Below are 15,373 nucleotides of genomic sequence, written 5' to 3' on the forward strand. Positions count from 1 at the left end.
TCATCTGTTTTTCCACCTAATCCGATTGCCAGATAGCCTACAAAAAGCCTGCTAAAACAGAATGAGAGTTATCTGATTTAGCCGCTCTTGGAATGTAGAGTTAAAATATAGCACCAAATACAAAGGCCTATTGTTATCTTGGTGAAATGAATCTCATCCGTCGCAATGAAACGGAATTTCATTCCAACCCGATACGGCCATCACAATGCTTTATTTTTGTCAGAAACTCGACGTGAAAATGAAAAAATAATGCACAAATAACATTTTTGGTAAAGACAAGAGAAAGTCACAGCAGGATAGATGCGCCTATAAACAAAGGGAAAAACAGCGCGTAATAATAAGAATATTACCTAAAGCGTCGAGGATTTCACTGAGGGGGTAAAAGATTCATCTAAAAAGAGGATAAAAAGCTCCTCCCCGGCCGGAGAGGAGCAGGTGTTACCGAAAGGCTTTCTATTTCTTACGGCCGTAGACAATCCAGGTGACCAAAATGCACGCCACGTAGAACACCAGGAAGATTTTCATCGCGCCAGCCGGTGAGCCGGTCAGCGCCAGCGAGGTACCGAAAGCCTGCGGAATAAAGAAACCACCGGCGGCACCGATCGCCGAGATAAAACCCAAGGCCGCGGCAGAGTCGGTGACAGCTTCGCGCTGAGCGCTTTCGTCACTGCCACCGGCGGCCTTAACCCGATCGACGGTAATTTTACGAAAGATAACGGCAATCATCTGGAAGGTGGATCCGCTGCCCAACCCGGCGGTGAGGAACAACAGCATAAAGACGCTGTAAAATGCGATAAACGATCCTGCGTGCCCTGCCCCCGGTAAAGTCAGGAACAGTAAGGCAGCAAACACCGCCATCAGCACAAAGTTAATCAACGTGACGCGGACACCACCGAAACGATCGGATAACGCTCCACCTACCGGTCGTGCCAATGCGCCCAGGAATGGCCCAAAGAAGGCATAGTGCAGGATCACCACGTCCGGGAACTGGGTTTTAGACAGCATGGCGAAGCCGGCGGAAAAGCCGATGAAGGAACCAAAGGTGGCGAGGTACAGCAAGCTCAGTACCCACAGGTGACCGCGTTTGAGCACCGGCAATTGCTGACGCAGCGACGCTTTTGAGGCCGCCAGGTCATTCATGCCGAACCAGGCTGCCAGCGTGCCGATCAACAAAAATGGCACCCAAATCCAGGCCGCATTCTCCAGCCACAATGCGCTACCGTCCGGCTGTAAATGGCCGGTTCCTCCAAATGCGCCGAAAATGGCGATGGAGATGGCCAGTGGAGCCACCAACTGCATCACGCTCACGCCCAGATTGCCTAAACCGCCGTTCAGGCCCAGAGCACCGCCCTGTTTGGCCTTGGGAAAGAAGAAGCTGATATTGGCCATGCTGGAGGCAAAGTTGGCGCCGGCAAAACCGCACAGCAAAGAAATAATGATGAGTACGCCGTAAGGGGTAGTGGCGTCCTGCACCGCAAAGCCCAGCCACAGGCAAGGGACCAGCAGGAAGCAAGTGCTGATGGCCGTCCAGCGGCGTCCGCCGAAGATCGGGATCACGAATGAATAAGGCACGCGCAGGATAGCGCCAGAAACAGAAGGCAGTGCAGTGAGTAGGAATAGTTGATTGGTGGTGAAGTTGAAGCCAACTTTGTTCAAATTGACGGCGACCGCGCTAAACAGCATCCACACGCAGAAGGCCAATAGCAGGCAAGGAATGGAAATCCACAGGTTGCGGTTAGCAATGCGTTGGCCACGCTGCTGCCAAAATGCGGCATCCTCAGGTTGCCAATCCTGAATAACCGCGCCTGTTTGTTTTGATAATGACGTTGCAGATTGCGACATAAAAACCTCAGACACAGGGTGATAACTTCGCTCACCCTATGGGCCGCCCCCCGCAGCAAAGTTGATGTAAATCAACCCGGATGCAGGTAGCCAAATGCCGAAAAACGCCAGCCATCCCTTTATGAGTAACCCGCAATTCAAGGTAAAAACAAAATAAATCAATCGATTAAAAATCACCCCATACCGCTGCCACGACGCCATATTGCCGGGCGGAAACTAATGGGTACTTCGTTAGAGGTATGGGGTTATCTCTGGGTATGATGAAAAATAACGCTGAAACGTTACTACCCTCGCTGGCACCACCTGCTTTCGTCCTCTGGTTCCAGCCGTTGTTTTGCTATTTTCCAGGGATCCAAAGCTTATGAAACGCCTGTTAGCTCCGCTTTCCATCGTTAACCAGGTGGCTATTTTGATGCTGCTCCTGGGCATCCTGGGCGTGGCCGGCATGAGCATTTCCGCCTGGATGTCACAAAGCATTCAGGGCAACGCGCACGCCATCAACAAAGCCGGTTCGTTGCGAATGCAGAGTTACCGCTTGCTGGCCCAGGTGCCGCTGGATGCGCGCAGCGAATCCCTGGTACGCGAGCTGGACCAGGATGCCAACAGCCCCGACCTGCAGCGGCCGGTAGAACAAGAAGGCTTAACCGAGCAATTTCAGGCGCTGCATGACTATTGGCAATTGACGCTGCTGCCGCAATTGCGCCAGGCCCATAAACCGGCCGACGCAGCGCCGCAGGTAGCCCATTTCGTCTCTCTGCTGGACGCACTGGTCTCGGACATCGACCGTCATACCGAACGCCGGTTGCTGACGGTGACGCTGGTGCAGGCGGTGTTTATCGCGCTGACGCTGCTGCTGTTGGTAGGTACCATTTGTTACCTGCGCCGGCGCCTGCTGCATCCCTGGCGGCAATTGGTGGCGATGGCGCTGTCGGTGGGCCGCGGCGATTTCAGCCGCCGCTTCACCCAACGTGGTCACCAGGATGAAATGGCCTCGCTTGGCGGCGCGTTAAACACCATGTCCGACGAACTGGCCACCATGTACAGCGGGCTAGAGCAACGGGTGGTGGAGAAAACTGCCGATCTGCAGCAAAAAAATCAGGTATTGAGCTTTTTGTACCGCGCCAGCCGTCAACTGCACGCCAATGAACCGCTGTGCAGCCGCCTGACGCCAATACTCAATCAGTTGCAAACCCTGACGCCATTGCGCGCCATTCAGGTGCGGCTGTATGAAAACAACAGCCAGGAGCAGTTTGTGCAGTTGAGCGGCAACCAGCCTCTGCGACCGGAGTACTGCAATAATCCGGTGTGCAGCGCCTGCCTCAACGACGACGAGCAACAGCATGCCAGCCACCCATCGCTAAGCTGGAGCCTGAGCGACAAGCTGGGAGATTATGGGGTGATTGTCGCGCAACATGCGCCACAGCGCCCGCTGAATGACGACCATAAGCAGTTGATGAATACCCTGGTAGAGCAGTTGACCAGCGTGCTGGCGATTGAACGCCAGGTTGATCACCAACAGCAGTTGATGCTGATGGAAGAACGCGCGGCAATCGCCCGTGAACTGCATGATTCCATTGCCCAGTCATTGTCGTGCCTGAAGATGCAGATCAGTTGCCTGCAAATGCAAGGTGCGGAGCTTTCCCCCGCCAACCTGGGGCTGGTGCAACAGATGCGAGAGGAACTTAACATTGCCTATCGCCAACTGCGCGAGCTGCTGACCACCTTCCGCCTACGACTGACGGAGCCTGGGTTACTGGCCGCACTGCAATCGACGGTACAGGAGTTCAGCCAACGGCTGGGCATTCCCATCAGCCTCGACTATCAGTTGACGCCGCGCACCGTGCCCACTTATCAGGCTATCCACCTGCTACAGATTGCCCGTGAAGCGCTAAGCAATATCCATAAACATGCCCAAGCCAGCCAGGTGAGCATTCAGGTGATCAATCAACGGGGCGAAGTCACCCTGAGCGTCTGCGATAACGGCTGCGGCCTGCCGCAAGATACCCTTCGCCCCGATCACTATGGCCTGATCATCATGCGCGATCGCGCCAAAAGCCTGCACGGCCGCTGCGAAATTTTGCCCCGCAACGGCGGCGGCACCGAAGTCCGGGTGGTATTCAAGCCGGACAACCACGCCATCGACTAATGGGAGAAACCATGACGACCGAAACTGCCGCCACCATTTTATTGATTGACGACCACCCGATGCTGCGCAACGGCGTAAAACAGCTTATCGGCATGGACCCGCGCCTGCAGGTGATTGCCGAAGCCGGCAACGGTGAACAAGGTGTTTCGCTGGCCGAGGAGCACGATCCTGACCTGATCCTGCTCGATCTGAATATGCCGGGCATCAACGGGCTGGAAACGTTGGATCGCCTGCGCATGACCGCGCTTTCTGGCCGCATTGTGGTGTTTAGCGTGTCGAATCACGAAGATGACGTGGTCAGCGCGCTAAAACGCGGCGCAGACGGCTACCTGCTAAAAGACATGGAGCCGGAGGAACTGTTGAAGGCGCTGCACCAGGCCGCCGCAGGCCAGATGGTATTGAGCGAGGCGTTAACCCCCATTCTGGCCGCCAGTCTGCGTGAAAACCGCCCGAGCACCGAACGGGATATTCAGCAGCTCACACCGCGCGAGCGCGATATTCTCAAACTGATTGCCCAGGGTCTGCCGAACAAGATGATCGCCCGCAAACTGACCATCACCGAAAGTACCGTCAAGGTGCACGTCAAACACCTGTTGAAAAAAATGAAGCTGAAATCGCGCGTTGAGGCCGCCGTGTGGGTACTGCAGGGCAAAAACGGCTAGTCAGCGCCGTTCAACGGCCCGGTCTCTGCCGGAATGGTGGGCGTTTGCAGCGTTTTTGGCGGCGGCAAACCCTCGCCCTCCCCGGAAGAGGCGGTCAGCGGCGGCGTCACCTGCAGTTGGATCCAGTTGGACGTCACCAATTGCTGCTTGTCGTCTTCCAACGTGACCGATAAACGGTAGCGGTTTTCCGCCCCCGGCGTGTCATCCCACTGCGGCACAATCAGGCTCCAGCCGTGCGGATCGTTGCTGTTTTGCGACGACGTCAGGCTCAGTGCCTGGGTATCCCCCTGCCAACTGACGCGGGTGATTTTATTGGTGGTTTTAATCTCCAGCTTCAACGGCAGCGTTTCCCCCGGTTGTAGGCTCCAGGGCGGCGTGGCCAGGAAGACCTGCAGCGTTTTACGCTGGCGGAATTCCATTACCGGGACATTTTTCCGTTCGATATTGTCATAGCGGCTGCCGCGCAGCGATTTGGCCTGGGCCACATACTCCGGGGATATCTGCTTTACCAGCGGCACACCAAGGCGATAGCTCAGCGCCAGTTCGACCTGATCCTGGCTCACCCCGCCTTCCCCCATCTTGTGCAGCGCTTTCACCGTCACCAGCGGTACCGGCGTGTAATTCACCCCCAGTTGCATGGCGCGCGGGTCGTTTTGTTTTTTACCGCTGCCAAACAGGTTGACGTTCTCCCCCCAGTACTGCTCGTAGCTGAGAGAGCCGCCGATCTGGCGGTAAAACGGCAGGTAGCCCTGGGTGGTGATGTCGTAACCGCTTGCCGGACGACTGAGAAATTCGGCGTTATCTTTCTGTTGCGCCAGTGCCGATAACGGATAGTAATAATTGGCGGAAAAACGCAGGAAGTCACCCCAGGCTTCGGCCCCCAGGCTGGCGCGGTTTTGATTGCGCTTGAAGTCGCTGTCGAGCACCGTGTTATAGCCCAGCAGCCAATCACCGGCGACCCAACGCTGCCCAAGGCCAAAGTTACCCAATGAACCTTGACTTTGCTGCAGCAGACCGAGCTGGCTGTAAGTCAACAAACCGTTAACGTCATACAGAGGGCTGAACAGCTGGCCGCTGCTGCCGGAAAAATCCCCCTGGTCGGACATGACCAGCGACAGTTTGGCGGTGCCCAGCGGTGACAGCAGCTCTTGTGCCTGTTGTTGCAGCACCTCACCGGCTTGCCCTACCGCGTAACTCTCGGCGCGGGTTCGCACCTGCTGGCCGGAGACATTATTCAGGTTACGCTCACCCAGCTGTTTGGCCATGGTGGCCCACTCTTTCTCTCGCTCTGCGTCATTTGAGACGTTGCCCCCCAGCTCGGGCAAGTTGTCGTTTGCGTTCGCTTGATGGCTGACCGAGGGCGGCGCAGGGGGAGATTCGGCACCAGCCGGCAAGCTGCACAACAGCCACGCCAAACCCACCGCCGGTAAACGGGCAGGGAGTGAGAGGAAATCAACGGCTTTTTTCAATCTGTTACGCGCTTTAAGAATAACGTCAGTCATTACACCACCGCCGTTCCCTCATCCCGAGAGTGGGCGGAAAAACCTTTTTTGCTGCGGCCACTCCAGGCAGCAGAACAACGACCTTTGCACAGCGAACAACCAGGGTATTGGCCCTGTCGGGCGCCGGGGCGCCAAAGTGCATCATGAATCCCAAATTCTAATCGGTTTCTGATGATAAACCATCAGATAAACCTCAGTTTATTATGTGACAACGTCACCCACGCGTTTGATATTGCTTTGCGAAGAAAGGTCATTCCCGAACGCGCCGAACATTCGCCGTCGGGCAGGATAAATTTACTAAATTTCATCGCAGATTTTGCCTGATTAATCGGCATTCATCTTTTCATAAAACACAGTAATACGTTGATTATGCGTGAAAACCCTCAATTTCAGCGTATTTTACTTGGCTATAAATAATGCTTTGCGATCGCCTGCACAAAGCGCGTCATTACCTGGCACCTGCTCTGCTGTAAAACCCATTTTGCCGCTATTTTGAACGTTAATTTCAGTTCAGCAAGGATGCTCATGTTTAACAATCCGCAGGGGGATCTCTGGTTTCGCGGCCTGTTTATTGTGGCCATGTTACTGTCGGCGGTCATCGCCAGATGGCTCATGCATTCCGTGCCTCAGGACGTGGGGCAACGCCTGCCGCCGCTAAAAACCCGTACTCTGATGTTGATAGCGGCCTGCGCCGGACTGGCGGCATTGCCTTTTAGCCTCTCGCCGCTACAGCGAATCAGCTTGCTGCCGGTGGCGACCCTGCTGCTCGCGCTAGCGCTTATCGACTGGCGGCACAGGCTGTTACCGGATCGCCTGACGCAACCGCTGTTATGGGCTGGGCTGCTGGCCAATCAGCAAGGCTGCTTTACCTCGCTCGACGAAGCAGTGATCGGGGCCGTCGCCGGCTATCTGTCGCTATGGTGGCTTAACGCCCTTTATCGCCTTCGGCGGAAAACGGAGGGTATCGGCCAGGGCGACTTTAAATTGCTGGCGGCCCTGGGGGCCTGGAGTGGCTGGTCTGCCCTGCCGATGTTGGTGACCGGCGCAGCCATGGCAGGCTTATGCGTTGCGATTGTGGCCCATTTACGCCGCAGCCCCGGCAGAGATGCCCCGCTGCCGTTCGGCCTTTATCTGGCGCTTTCCGGTTGGTTTACCCTGCTTTCGATGGCCGACATGGATATCACGCCCTTCATCAAGGGAAATTCTCTCATTTCAGCTTATTTCACCCCAATGGCGGATTAATGCCGTGGTTGGCGCTGTTATAGCCGACTGTTGGCCAGGCTGTTATAGCGAGCCGGTCTCTGCACCACTATGCTTTATTTAACCAAACACAGGAGGCTGTATGATCGGTCGTGGTTTATCTGCTCTCGCGCTCAGCGCGGCATTACTTTCCGGTTCGCTGTCGTTCGCGGCGCAGGCTGCCGGTACCTTTACCCTCAGCTCATCGGCGTTTCAGGATGGCGGCATGCTGGCCCAGAAATATGCCGGGGCCACCCCGGGCAACGCCAGTTGCACCGGCGACAATGTTTCACCTGCGCTGAACTGGGCCAACCCGCCGGCGGGCACTACCAGCTTCGCCTTGCTGGTGTCCGATCCCGAAGGACGTGCCGGATTGGGCGCCAGCCACTTGGTGGCCTACGGTATTCCAGCCACGGCTCAGGGGTTCGCTGAAGGCGATCTTACCCAGGGCAAAGGCTTTGTCGGCGGCAAGAACTCACCGGGTACCGCGGTGTATCACGGTCCATGCCCACCGGCAGGCTCTGGGTTGCACCACTATACCTTCGTGCTGATCGCTACCGATCTCCCCCCGCATGCGCTGGGGCCAGGGTTAACCCGCGAACAGCTGTTGGAAAAATTGCAGGGCCACGCCAAGGGCGGTGCGGGCATTATCGGTCGTTTCGGTCAATAACCGGTGCCGGGGTGGCCTACTTACTCACGCGATCCAGATACAGCATGCTGTTGGCGATATCCACATGCGCATCTTTAACATTATCGCGCAGCGCCACCAGGGTTTGCCCCTGTAAGGCCACAACGTAAGGGGAACTGGCCTGCAGTTCGCGCTGCAACGTGACATAACGCGCGGCGCGGGTTGCAGCATCCCCCTCTGCTGCGGCTGCACGAGTTTCCGCACTCAATGTCGGGATGTTCCATTGCGTACGCCAGGCCAGGGTTTTCGGCCCATTCGGCACGTTGTAGGCGAAGGCGCTGGCGTTGGTGTTAGGATCCAGATAATCGGCCCCCCAGTAGGTGAAGATGGCCTGGAAATCACGGCCGCGCATTTTGCCCCACAGATCGCTCTCCACTACCGGATGAATGTCCAACTGCAAACCGGCCTTGGCAAAGCTGGCCTGCAGCGCCTGGGCGATATCGGTATACGGCGGCTGGTTGATGACGATCAGATCAATACGCGTTCCTTCGGCGATACCCGCGTCATGCAGAATCTGTTTGGCTTTGGTTACGTCGAGCTTAAAAGGTTGATTATCCAAGGCGCCATCCAACCCCTGCGGCAGGAATGCCTGGTGAACGCGATACTGCCCCTTCAACAGGTTGTCGGCAATCGTCTGGTAATCCACCAGCCAGCGTGCCGCCTGCCACAAGGCCGGGTTACTCAAAGCCGGTACCTGCTTGCTGCCGGTATTGAACCCCAGGTAATAGACTTTGGCCGAATCGCGCTGCTCGATCCTGATGCCCTTTTCATTACGCAGCGAGTTGAACTGATCGGCCCCCAGATCGTAGGCCACGTCAGCATCCCCTTTCAGCAGCAATAAACGGCGGGTGCCGGCATCGCTGACGTTTTTCAGCAACACCGTTTTCAGCTTGGCCTGCGGTTGAGCGTAATCGTTGCGGCTGAACAACAGCGCCTCGTGCGGTACATAGTTGCTGACGCGATAAGGGCCGGCACCGGCTGAGTTCGAACGCAGCCAGGCATTGCCGAAGTCCCCCTGCTGACCGTGCTGGCTGAGCAGCTTTTCATCGACTATCGACGCCACCGGCGCGGTTAACAGCCGCAGCGCCAGCCCACTGCCGATATTCGCCGACCAGCTTAGCTGCACCTGGTTATCGCCCAGTTTCTTCAACTGACTCTCGACGTTTTCCGGCGTCCAGCCGAATTCACCAAGGATAAACGACGGTGCCTTGTTCAGTTTCACCGCCCGCACCAGTGAGAAGATCACATCCTCCGGGCGTACCGGGTTGCCGGAGGCAAACCGTTGGTTGGCGTTCAAGGTAAATATCAAACTGTGGCCGTCTGCCCCCGTTTGCCAACTGCTGGCCAGTTCCGGCGCCAGCTTTTCCGGCGTGGTGCGATCCGGTGTCAGCAGGCGCTGATACAGATTGACCAGGTTGGCCGAACTGACGGTTTCAAAGCTTTCGGCAGGATCGAGACTGATGATGCCTTCCAGCGAACTGACCACCACCAGCGTGTCTTTCGGGGTGGCGGCCTGTGCGCCGAAGCTCGCCGCCAGGGCACTGAACAATAACGTTGGAATTAGCCGTTTCATTGATGCACTCTCCAGAATCACGCGGATGCGTTATTTGGCGAGTGTAGGGGCAGCGACTTAGCAGAAGAACGACTATAAATTGCTTTATTTATTACGCAGATGAATAAGCCAGCCGAGTGAACGGCAGGCTTATTTCAGTTTACCAACCGGCCATGCGCCATCGCCACCGAACGATCGCACATGTGGTCAATCACGTCGGCATCATGGCTGACCAGGATCATCGTCAGATCGCCCGCCTGCTTCAGCTCGTTCAGCAGGTTGAGGATTTCCGCCTGCACCGACATGTCCAGCGCCGAAGTTGGCTCATCCAGCAACAACAGCTTTGGTTTCAGCAACAGCGCGCGCACGATCGCCACCCGCTGACGTTGCCCGCCGGAAAGCTGGTGCGGATAACGATCCAACAGCCTGGGATCCAGCCCCACCTGGCGAAAACCGGCGCTGATTTTCTGCTCGATATTGCTCTCTTTCAGCAACTTTAGGGGTTCCGCCAGCGTGCGCAGCAATCGGTGCTTGGGATGTAACGAGGCATAGGGGTCCTGGAATACCATCTGGACCTCACGCCGCAGATCACCGGTAAAAGGACGGCCCGGTTGCAAATCACAGCCGAGCAGCTGAAAACCGCCGCTCCAGCTTTCATTCAGCCCGGCCAACACCCACAGCAGCGATGACTTGCCGCAGCCGGACGGGCCAACCAGGCCGAAGCACTCGCCCGGTTCGATGTGCAGATTGACATCATGCACCACGGTGCGTATCTCATAGCCCTGGCGGTGGCTGACGCTGAGGTTTTCCAGGGTAATCAGGCTCATTTCAGTGACTCCAGCAGTGCGCGATCCAGGACCGGCAGCGTTTTGCCGTGAGTCTCGCGGCTTGGCCGACATGACCACAGCGTGCGCGTGTAAGGATGGGTGGCGGAGGCCAAACGATCGGCAGGCAGTTGATCCAACAGTTCGCCCTTGTACATCACCAGCACCCGTTCGCAGTAGTGCGCCACCTGCTGTAAATCGTGACTGATCAAAATCAGGCCCATATTACGTTGCTCCACCAGATTTTCGATCAGTTGCAACACCTGATCGCGCATCTGGTGATCCAGTGCCGAAGTCGGTTCGTCGGCAATCAACAGCTGCGGATCGTTGATTAATGCGATGGCCAACATCACCCGCTGCCCCATGCCGCCGGACAGCTGATGCGGATAGCGCTGGCTCAGCGCCTGCGGATCGGGCAAGCCAACCGCCGCCAGCATGTCCAGCACCTTCTCCCGCCGCTCGGCGCGGCCCAGGCGGGTATGCAACAGCAGCGGCTCCTCCACCTGACGCCCAATCGGCTGGGTTGGATTCAGCGCGTGCTTGGGATCCTGCATCACCATGGCCACCTTGTTCCCGCGCAGCCGGTTCCACTGGCGCTCGTTCAAGCGCGTCAGATCGTTGTCGCCCAGCGTCAGACGCTGCGCCTGCAGCTGTAACGGCGGTGGCAACAGCCCCATCAGGGCGCGGGCGGTCAGGGATTTGCCGGAACCGGACTCCCCCACCAGCGCCAGCCGCTCCTGTCCCATGCTGAAAGAGATGCCTTTCACCAACGGTGGCGAGGCCGGTAACAGCACCGACAGGCGTTCGACGGTCAATAATGGGTTATCAATGTCCATGACGAGGATCCATTTTATCGCGCAGGCCATCGCCCAGCAGGTTAAAGGCCAGGCTGGCGAACAGGATAGCCCCGCCCGGTGCAGCGGCGACCCACCACTGATCAAAAATCACTTTGCTGCCCTCGGCCACCATCGAGCCCCACTCGGCGGTCGGCGGGGCCACGCCCATGCCGAGAAAGCCCAATCCCGCGGCGGAAAGAATTATTCCGCCCAAGCTCAGCGCCGCACGCACCACTGCGCTTGGCAGGCACAGGGGTAAAATATGTCCTGCCATCAGCCGCAGCCCACCGATCCCCTGCATGCGCGCCGCCGCCAGATAGTCACTGCGACGCAGCGCCAGCGTTTCCGCCCGGGCTTGCCGGGCAAAAGCCGGCCAACTGGTCAAGGCCAGCGCCAGTGCGCCGTTCATCAACCCCGGCCCCAATACCGCGACAAAGGCCAGCGCAATCACCAGGCTGGGTAATGAGAGAAAAATATCGGTGACGCGCATCAGAATACGCTCGACCCAGCCGCCGAGATAACCGGCGCTGATGCCCACCAACAGCCCAATCGGGATGGTCAGCAGCAGGATTAACGACACCAGGATCAACGTTGGCCGTGCACCATAAATCACGCGCGACAACAGGTCGCGACCAAAGCCGTCGGTCCCCAGCCAATGCCCGGAGGACGGCGGCAACAGGCGCAGTTCGATGTGTTGCAAGTTAGGGTCGAAAGGGGCCAGCCAGGGAGCCAGCAGCGCGGTCAGGATCAGCACAGCCACCAGCGTCGCCCCCAGCGTCAGCGTGGTGAGTTTGCCGCGCTGGCGGTAGCCGACCGCAGGCTCGCTCTGGGGTTCATGTTCAGAAAGATATTGGCTCATCGGGTTCGCGGGTCCACTAAATAGGTCAGCGCATCGGCCAGCGCGTTCAACACCACAAAGCAGGTGCCAATCAGCAAGGTAGCGCCAAGAATGGCCGGGGTATCGGCGGCAAACAGCGCAGTGGTCAGGTAACGCCCCACGCCCGGCCAGGCAAACACCGTTTCGGTCAGCACCGCCCCTTCCAGCAGGCTGGCATAGGACAGGGACAAAACGGTGATCAGCGTGCCGAGCACGTTGGGAAATACGTGTCGCACCAAAATACGCGTACGGCTGGCCCCCTTGGATCGCGCCAGGGTGACGTACTCTTTATTGCACTCTTCCAGCATCGCCGCACGCAGCAAGCGGGTGATACCCGCCATCGACAACAGCGCCAACGCCACCACCGGTAACCACAGGTGACTGATGGCGTTATAGAACATGTCGCGATCGCCGGACAGCCAGGTGTCGATCAGCACAAATCCGCTGCGCGGTTCCATGCTGTAAAGGTAGATATCGTCCAGCCGCCCCGGCCCCGCCGACCAGTGCAGCGTGGCGTAAAACAGCAGCAGCCCCAGCAGACTGAGCCAGAAAATCGGCACCGAATAGCCGATCAGCGACAGCAGGCGCGCGGCGTTATCCAGCCAACTGCCCGGTTTTATCACCGCCAAAAATGCCAGCGTAATGCCGCCGAACGCACCGAGGATAATGGCGCAGGTCGCCAGTTCCACCGTGGCCGGGAAGGTACGTAACAGATCGCTCAGCACCGGCTGCGCGGTAATGCGCGAAATCCCCATATCCCCGTGCGCCAGGTGCACCAGATAGCGCCAGAACTGCACCGGCAACGGCTGATCCAGCCCCAGGTCGTGACGGACCTGTGCGTAGGTGGCCTCGCTGGCATGATCGCCGGCGATCTGCAACGTAGGATCGATCGGCGCCAGATGCGAGAGCATAAAGGTGAACAGCAGCAGCCCAAGCAGCGTCAGCGCCAATGACAGCAAGCCGGTAAGCAGCCTGCGTCCCCAACGCCAACTGTGCCGGGCGAACCCGGCGGAAGCGGTACGGCTTATCATTACTTGCTGACCTTGCTGTAGAACACCATGTCAGGGTTGATGCCCTGCTCGTAACCTTTCAGGTTGTCACGCACCGCAATCAGGCTGCGGGCCTGCAGGCCGATTACAAACGGCGAACTCTGCTGCACGGCCTGCTGTAGCTGTTGATAATCCGCAACCCGTTTGGCGGTGTCGTTTTCCGCCGTGGCTGCCAGCGTCAGCTTGCTTAGCGCAGGGATCTGCCAGTTGGCGCGCCAGGCCAGCGTTTTGCTGCCGTCTTCCGGGTTATAGGCAAAGGCGGCGGCGTTGGTGTTCGGGTCAAAATAATCCGGCCCCCAGGAGGTCAGGGTCGCGTCATAGTTCAGGGATTTCACCTTGGTGGAAACCTGCGCGCTGAGGCCCGGCACCAGTTCCACCTTCACCCCACCCTGGGCAAAGCTGGCTTGCAAGGCCTGCGCGATATCCAGGTACGGCGGCTGATTGTTGACGTCAAGCTTGAAGCTGACGTTGGTCAGGCCGGCCTTCGCCAGGATCTCTTTGGCCTTTTGCGGGTTAAAACTGTATGGGCGATCTTTCAGCGCGCCCAGATAACCTTCCGGCAGAAACGCCTGATGGGTCTGGAACTGGCCCTTCAGCAGATCGTCAGCAATGCCTTTATAGTCGAACAACCAACGCGCGGCTTCCCAGAACGCCGGATTGCCCAGCGCCGGTGACGCCTTGGCGTTGAACTGCAGGAAATAAAGTGAGGCGTAAGGGATGGCCAACGGCTTGACGCCCGGCTTGCCTTTCAGCGCCGCCATCTGATCTGCACCCAGATTACGCGCGATATCGGCGTCGCCCTGTTCGATCAGCAACCGACGCGCAGCCGGATCCGGCACGTTCTTGATCAGGATAGTCTTCAGCGTCGGGGCGCCTTCCGGTGAACTCGGGTTAGCGTCGAGCACTACAACTTCGTGCGGTACGTAGGTGCGAATTTTATACGGGCCGCTGCCGGCGGAATGGCTGTTCAGCCATTGGTGACCCAGGTCATCCCCCTGCTGGTGCGACAAGGCTTCTTTGGCATCGACAATAGAAGACACCGGCGCCGAAAGCAGGCTAAGCACAAAGGCCGGGCTGACGTTTTCGCTCCAGCTTATTTTGACCCGTTGATCATCCACCTTGGTCAGGTGCTGGTCGACGTTCTTGGCGTCCCAGCCCAACTGGGTGAGGATAAACGAGGGTTCCAGATTCAGTTTCACTACCCGCGACAGTGAGAAAATCACGTCTTCCGGGCGCAGCGCATTGCCGCTGGAAAATTTGGCATCCGGCCGCAGAGTAAAGGTCAGGCTGCGGTTATCGCTGCCCGCCTGCCATTCGCTGGCCAGCGTCGGTTTGAGTTCGATAGGATTTTTGGGATCGGACTGGATCAGCCGCTGGTAGAGGCTGTTGAACGACTGCACCGTGGTTAACTCAAAACCCTGGGCCGGATCAAAACTGACCACGTCATCGATGGACTGGGCAATCACCAACGTGTTTGCCGGGGTTGCTGCCTGTGCGTTGAAACTGGCCGCCACGGCCAAAAACACCAAAGAGGGAACGAACGCTTTCATCAAAACTCTCCAAGCGGATGGAATTTATAGTAATTTCGCGAGTGTATGTGAGAGCTCTCGGCAGGCGAAGGTACTTAAATAACTATAGATATTCTTTTTCTGTCTATAGCTGAGATTTTGATTATTAAGCAGGCGAGGTTCTGCGATGTGTGGCGCAATCACCGTGTTCAATCCTGAACACACCCTCTATTTTTATGGCGTGAATCTGCACGCGCAAGGGCTGATATCTACAACCCTTCCCGCCATACTGATCGGTAACGTCCTAAACAATCGGCTACTCGAGCTTTATACCCGCCATGCGTCATTCACCGTGGTGCCCGGCACCATGAATTGCATAACGGATTTCATCGCCCTGAGAGAATACATACTTCGCCCTAGAAATATTCAGCGTCAAATCCCTACGTGATAAGGTGTGTACAAATAACGTTCAAAAGGAGAGCAACATGAAGGACAAGGCCTGAACGACCCAACGCTAACTATTCAAGAAGAAAAAGAAATTGCGATCGAAATTTTGAAACAACATCTCCACTGGCAAATGGCGAACCCTCCGTCCCCAGAAGAAATCCCCATTTTAGAACTCATTGGCCCAGTGCAAAAAAGTAAACG

Annotated in this window: 12 protein-coding genes; 4 read left to right on the forward strand and 8 right to left on the reverse strand. The window is 57.3% G+C overall.

Annotated features, from left to right (window positions below):
* Nucleotides 1-453 precede the first annotated feature (453 nt).
* Nucleotides 454-1,842 (reverse strand): NarK family nitrate/nitrite MFS transporter, encoded by a 1,389-nt coding sequence (locus NR114_RS10660; protein ID WP_256813575.1) that lies wholly within the window; start codon nt 1,840-1,842, stop codon nt 454-456.
* 361 nt (nt 1,843-2,203) lie between these two features.
* Between NR114_RS10660 and narX the strand changes: the two genes are divergently transcribed.
* Together narX and narL are read left to right on the forward strand one after the other, a co-directional pair.
* Nucleotides 2,204-3,988, forward strand: coding sequence for a nitrate/nitrite two-component system sensor histidine kinase NarX (narX, locus tag NR114_RS10665; protein ID WP_256813574.1), 1,785 nt, complete (start codon nt 2,204-2,206; stop codon nt 3,986-3,988).
* An 11-nt stretch (nt 3,989-3,999) separates the two neighbouring features.
* Entirely contained in the window at nt 4,000-4,650 is a 651-nt protein-coding gene (narL, locus tag NR114_RS10670) for a two-component system response regulator NarL (protein WP_046373282.1), read from the forward strand.
* On the opposite strand, the gene NR114_RS10675 is transcribed toward narL, so the two are convergent.
* The gene (locus tag NR114_RS10675) at nt 4,647-6,152 is read right to left on the reverse strand and encodes a YchO/YchP family invasin (protein ID WP_256813568.1); all 1,506 of its coding nucleotides are present in this window, start codon (nt 6,150-6,152) and stop codon (nt 4,647-4,649) included. The genes narL and NR114_RS10675 overlap by 4 nt on opposite strands.
* A 525-nt stretch (nt 6,153-6,677) precedes the next feature.
* On the opposite strand from NR114_RS10675, the gene NR114_RS10680 reads away from it, so the two are divergent.
* Entirely contained in the window at nt 6,678-7,394 is a 717-nt protein-coding gene (locus tag NR114_RS10680; protein ID WP_256813567.1) for an A24 family peptidase, read from the forward strand.
* Nucleotides 7,395-7,494: 100 nt separating this feature from the next.
* Nucleotides 7,495-8,061, forward strand: coding sequence for a YbhB/YbcL family Raf kinase inhibitor-like protein (locus NR114_RS10685; RefSeq protein ID WP_020827459.1), 567 nt, complete (start codon nt 7,495-7,497; stop codon nt 8,059-8,061).
* Between the two features lie 16 nt (nt 8,062-8,077).
* On the opposite strand, the gene NR114_RS10690 is transcribed toward NR114_RS10685, so the two are convergent.
* The 6 genes from NR114_RS10690 to NR114_RS10715 all read right to left on the reverse strand — a co-directional run bounded on the left by NR114_RS10690 (nt 8,078) and on the right by NR114_RS10715 (nt 14,767).
* Complete coding sequence (locus tag NR114_RS10690) at nt 8,078-9,652, reverse strand: ABC transporter substrate-binding protein (protein ID WP_234530638.1); 1,575 nt, start codon at nt 9,650-9,652, stop codon at nt 8,078-8,080.
* Between the two features lie 134 nt (nt 9,653-9,786).
* On the reverse strand, nt 9,787-10,458 hold the full coding sequence (locus NR114_RS10695) for an ABC transporter ATP-binding protein (protein ID WP_234530639.1): 672 nt from the start codon (nt 10,456-10,458) through the stop codon (nt 9,787-9,789).
* The gene (locus tag NR114_RS10700; RefSeq protein WP_046373277.1) at nt 10,455-11,291 is read right to left on the reverse strand and encodes an ABC transporter ATP-binding protein; all 837 of its coding nucleotides are present in this window, start codon (nt 11,289-11,291) and stop codon (nt 10,455-10,457) included. The genes NR114_RS10695 and NR114_RS10700 overlap by 4 nt, the downstream gene beginning before the upstream one ends.
* On the reverse strand, nt 11,281-12,150 hold the full coding sequence (locus tag NR114_RS10705; protein WP_020827463.1) for an ABC transporter permease: 870 nt from the start codon (nt 12,148-12,150) through the stop codon (nt 11,281-11,283). The genes NR114_RS10700 and NR114_RS10705 overlap by 11 nt, the downstream gene beginning before the upstream one ends.
* Nucleotides 12,147-13,199, reverse strand: coding sequence for an ABC transporter permease (locus tag NR114_RS10710; RefSeq protein WP_020827464.1), 1,053 nt, complete (start codon nt 13,197-13,199; stop codon nt 12,147-12,149). The genes NR114_RS10705 and NR114_RS10710 overlap by 4 nt, the downstream gene beginning before the upstream one ends.
* Nucleotides 13,199-14,767 carry an ABC transporter substrate-binding protein gene (locus NR114_RS10715; protein WP_116690271.1) on the reverse strand — a complete coding sequence of 523 codons (1,569 nt, stop codon included), beginning with the start codon at nt 14,765-14,767 and terminating at the stop codon, nt 13,199-13,201. The genes NR114_RS10710 and NR114_RS10715 overlap by 1 nt, the downstream gene beginning before the upstream one ends.
* Nucleotides 14,768-15,373: the final 606 nt, after the last annotated feature.

The organism is Serratia sp. Ser99, assembly GCF_024519545.1.
Lineage (GTDB): Bacteria > Pseudomonadota > Gammaproteobacteria > Enterobacterales > Enterobacteriaceae > Serratia > Serratia liquefaciens.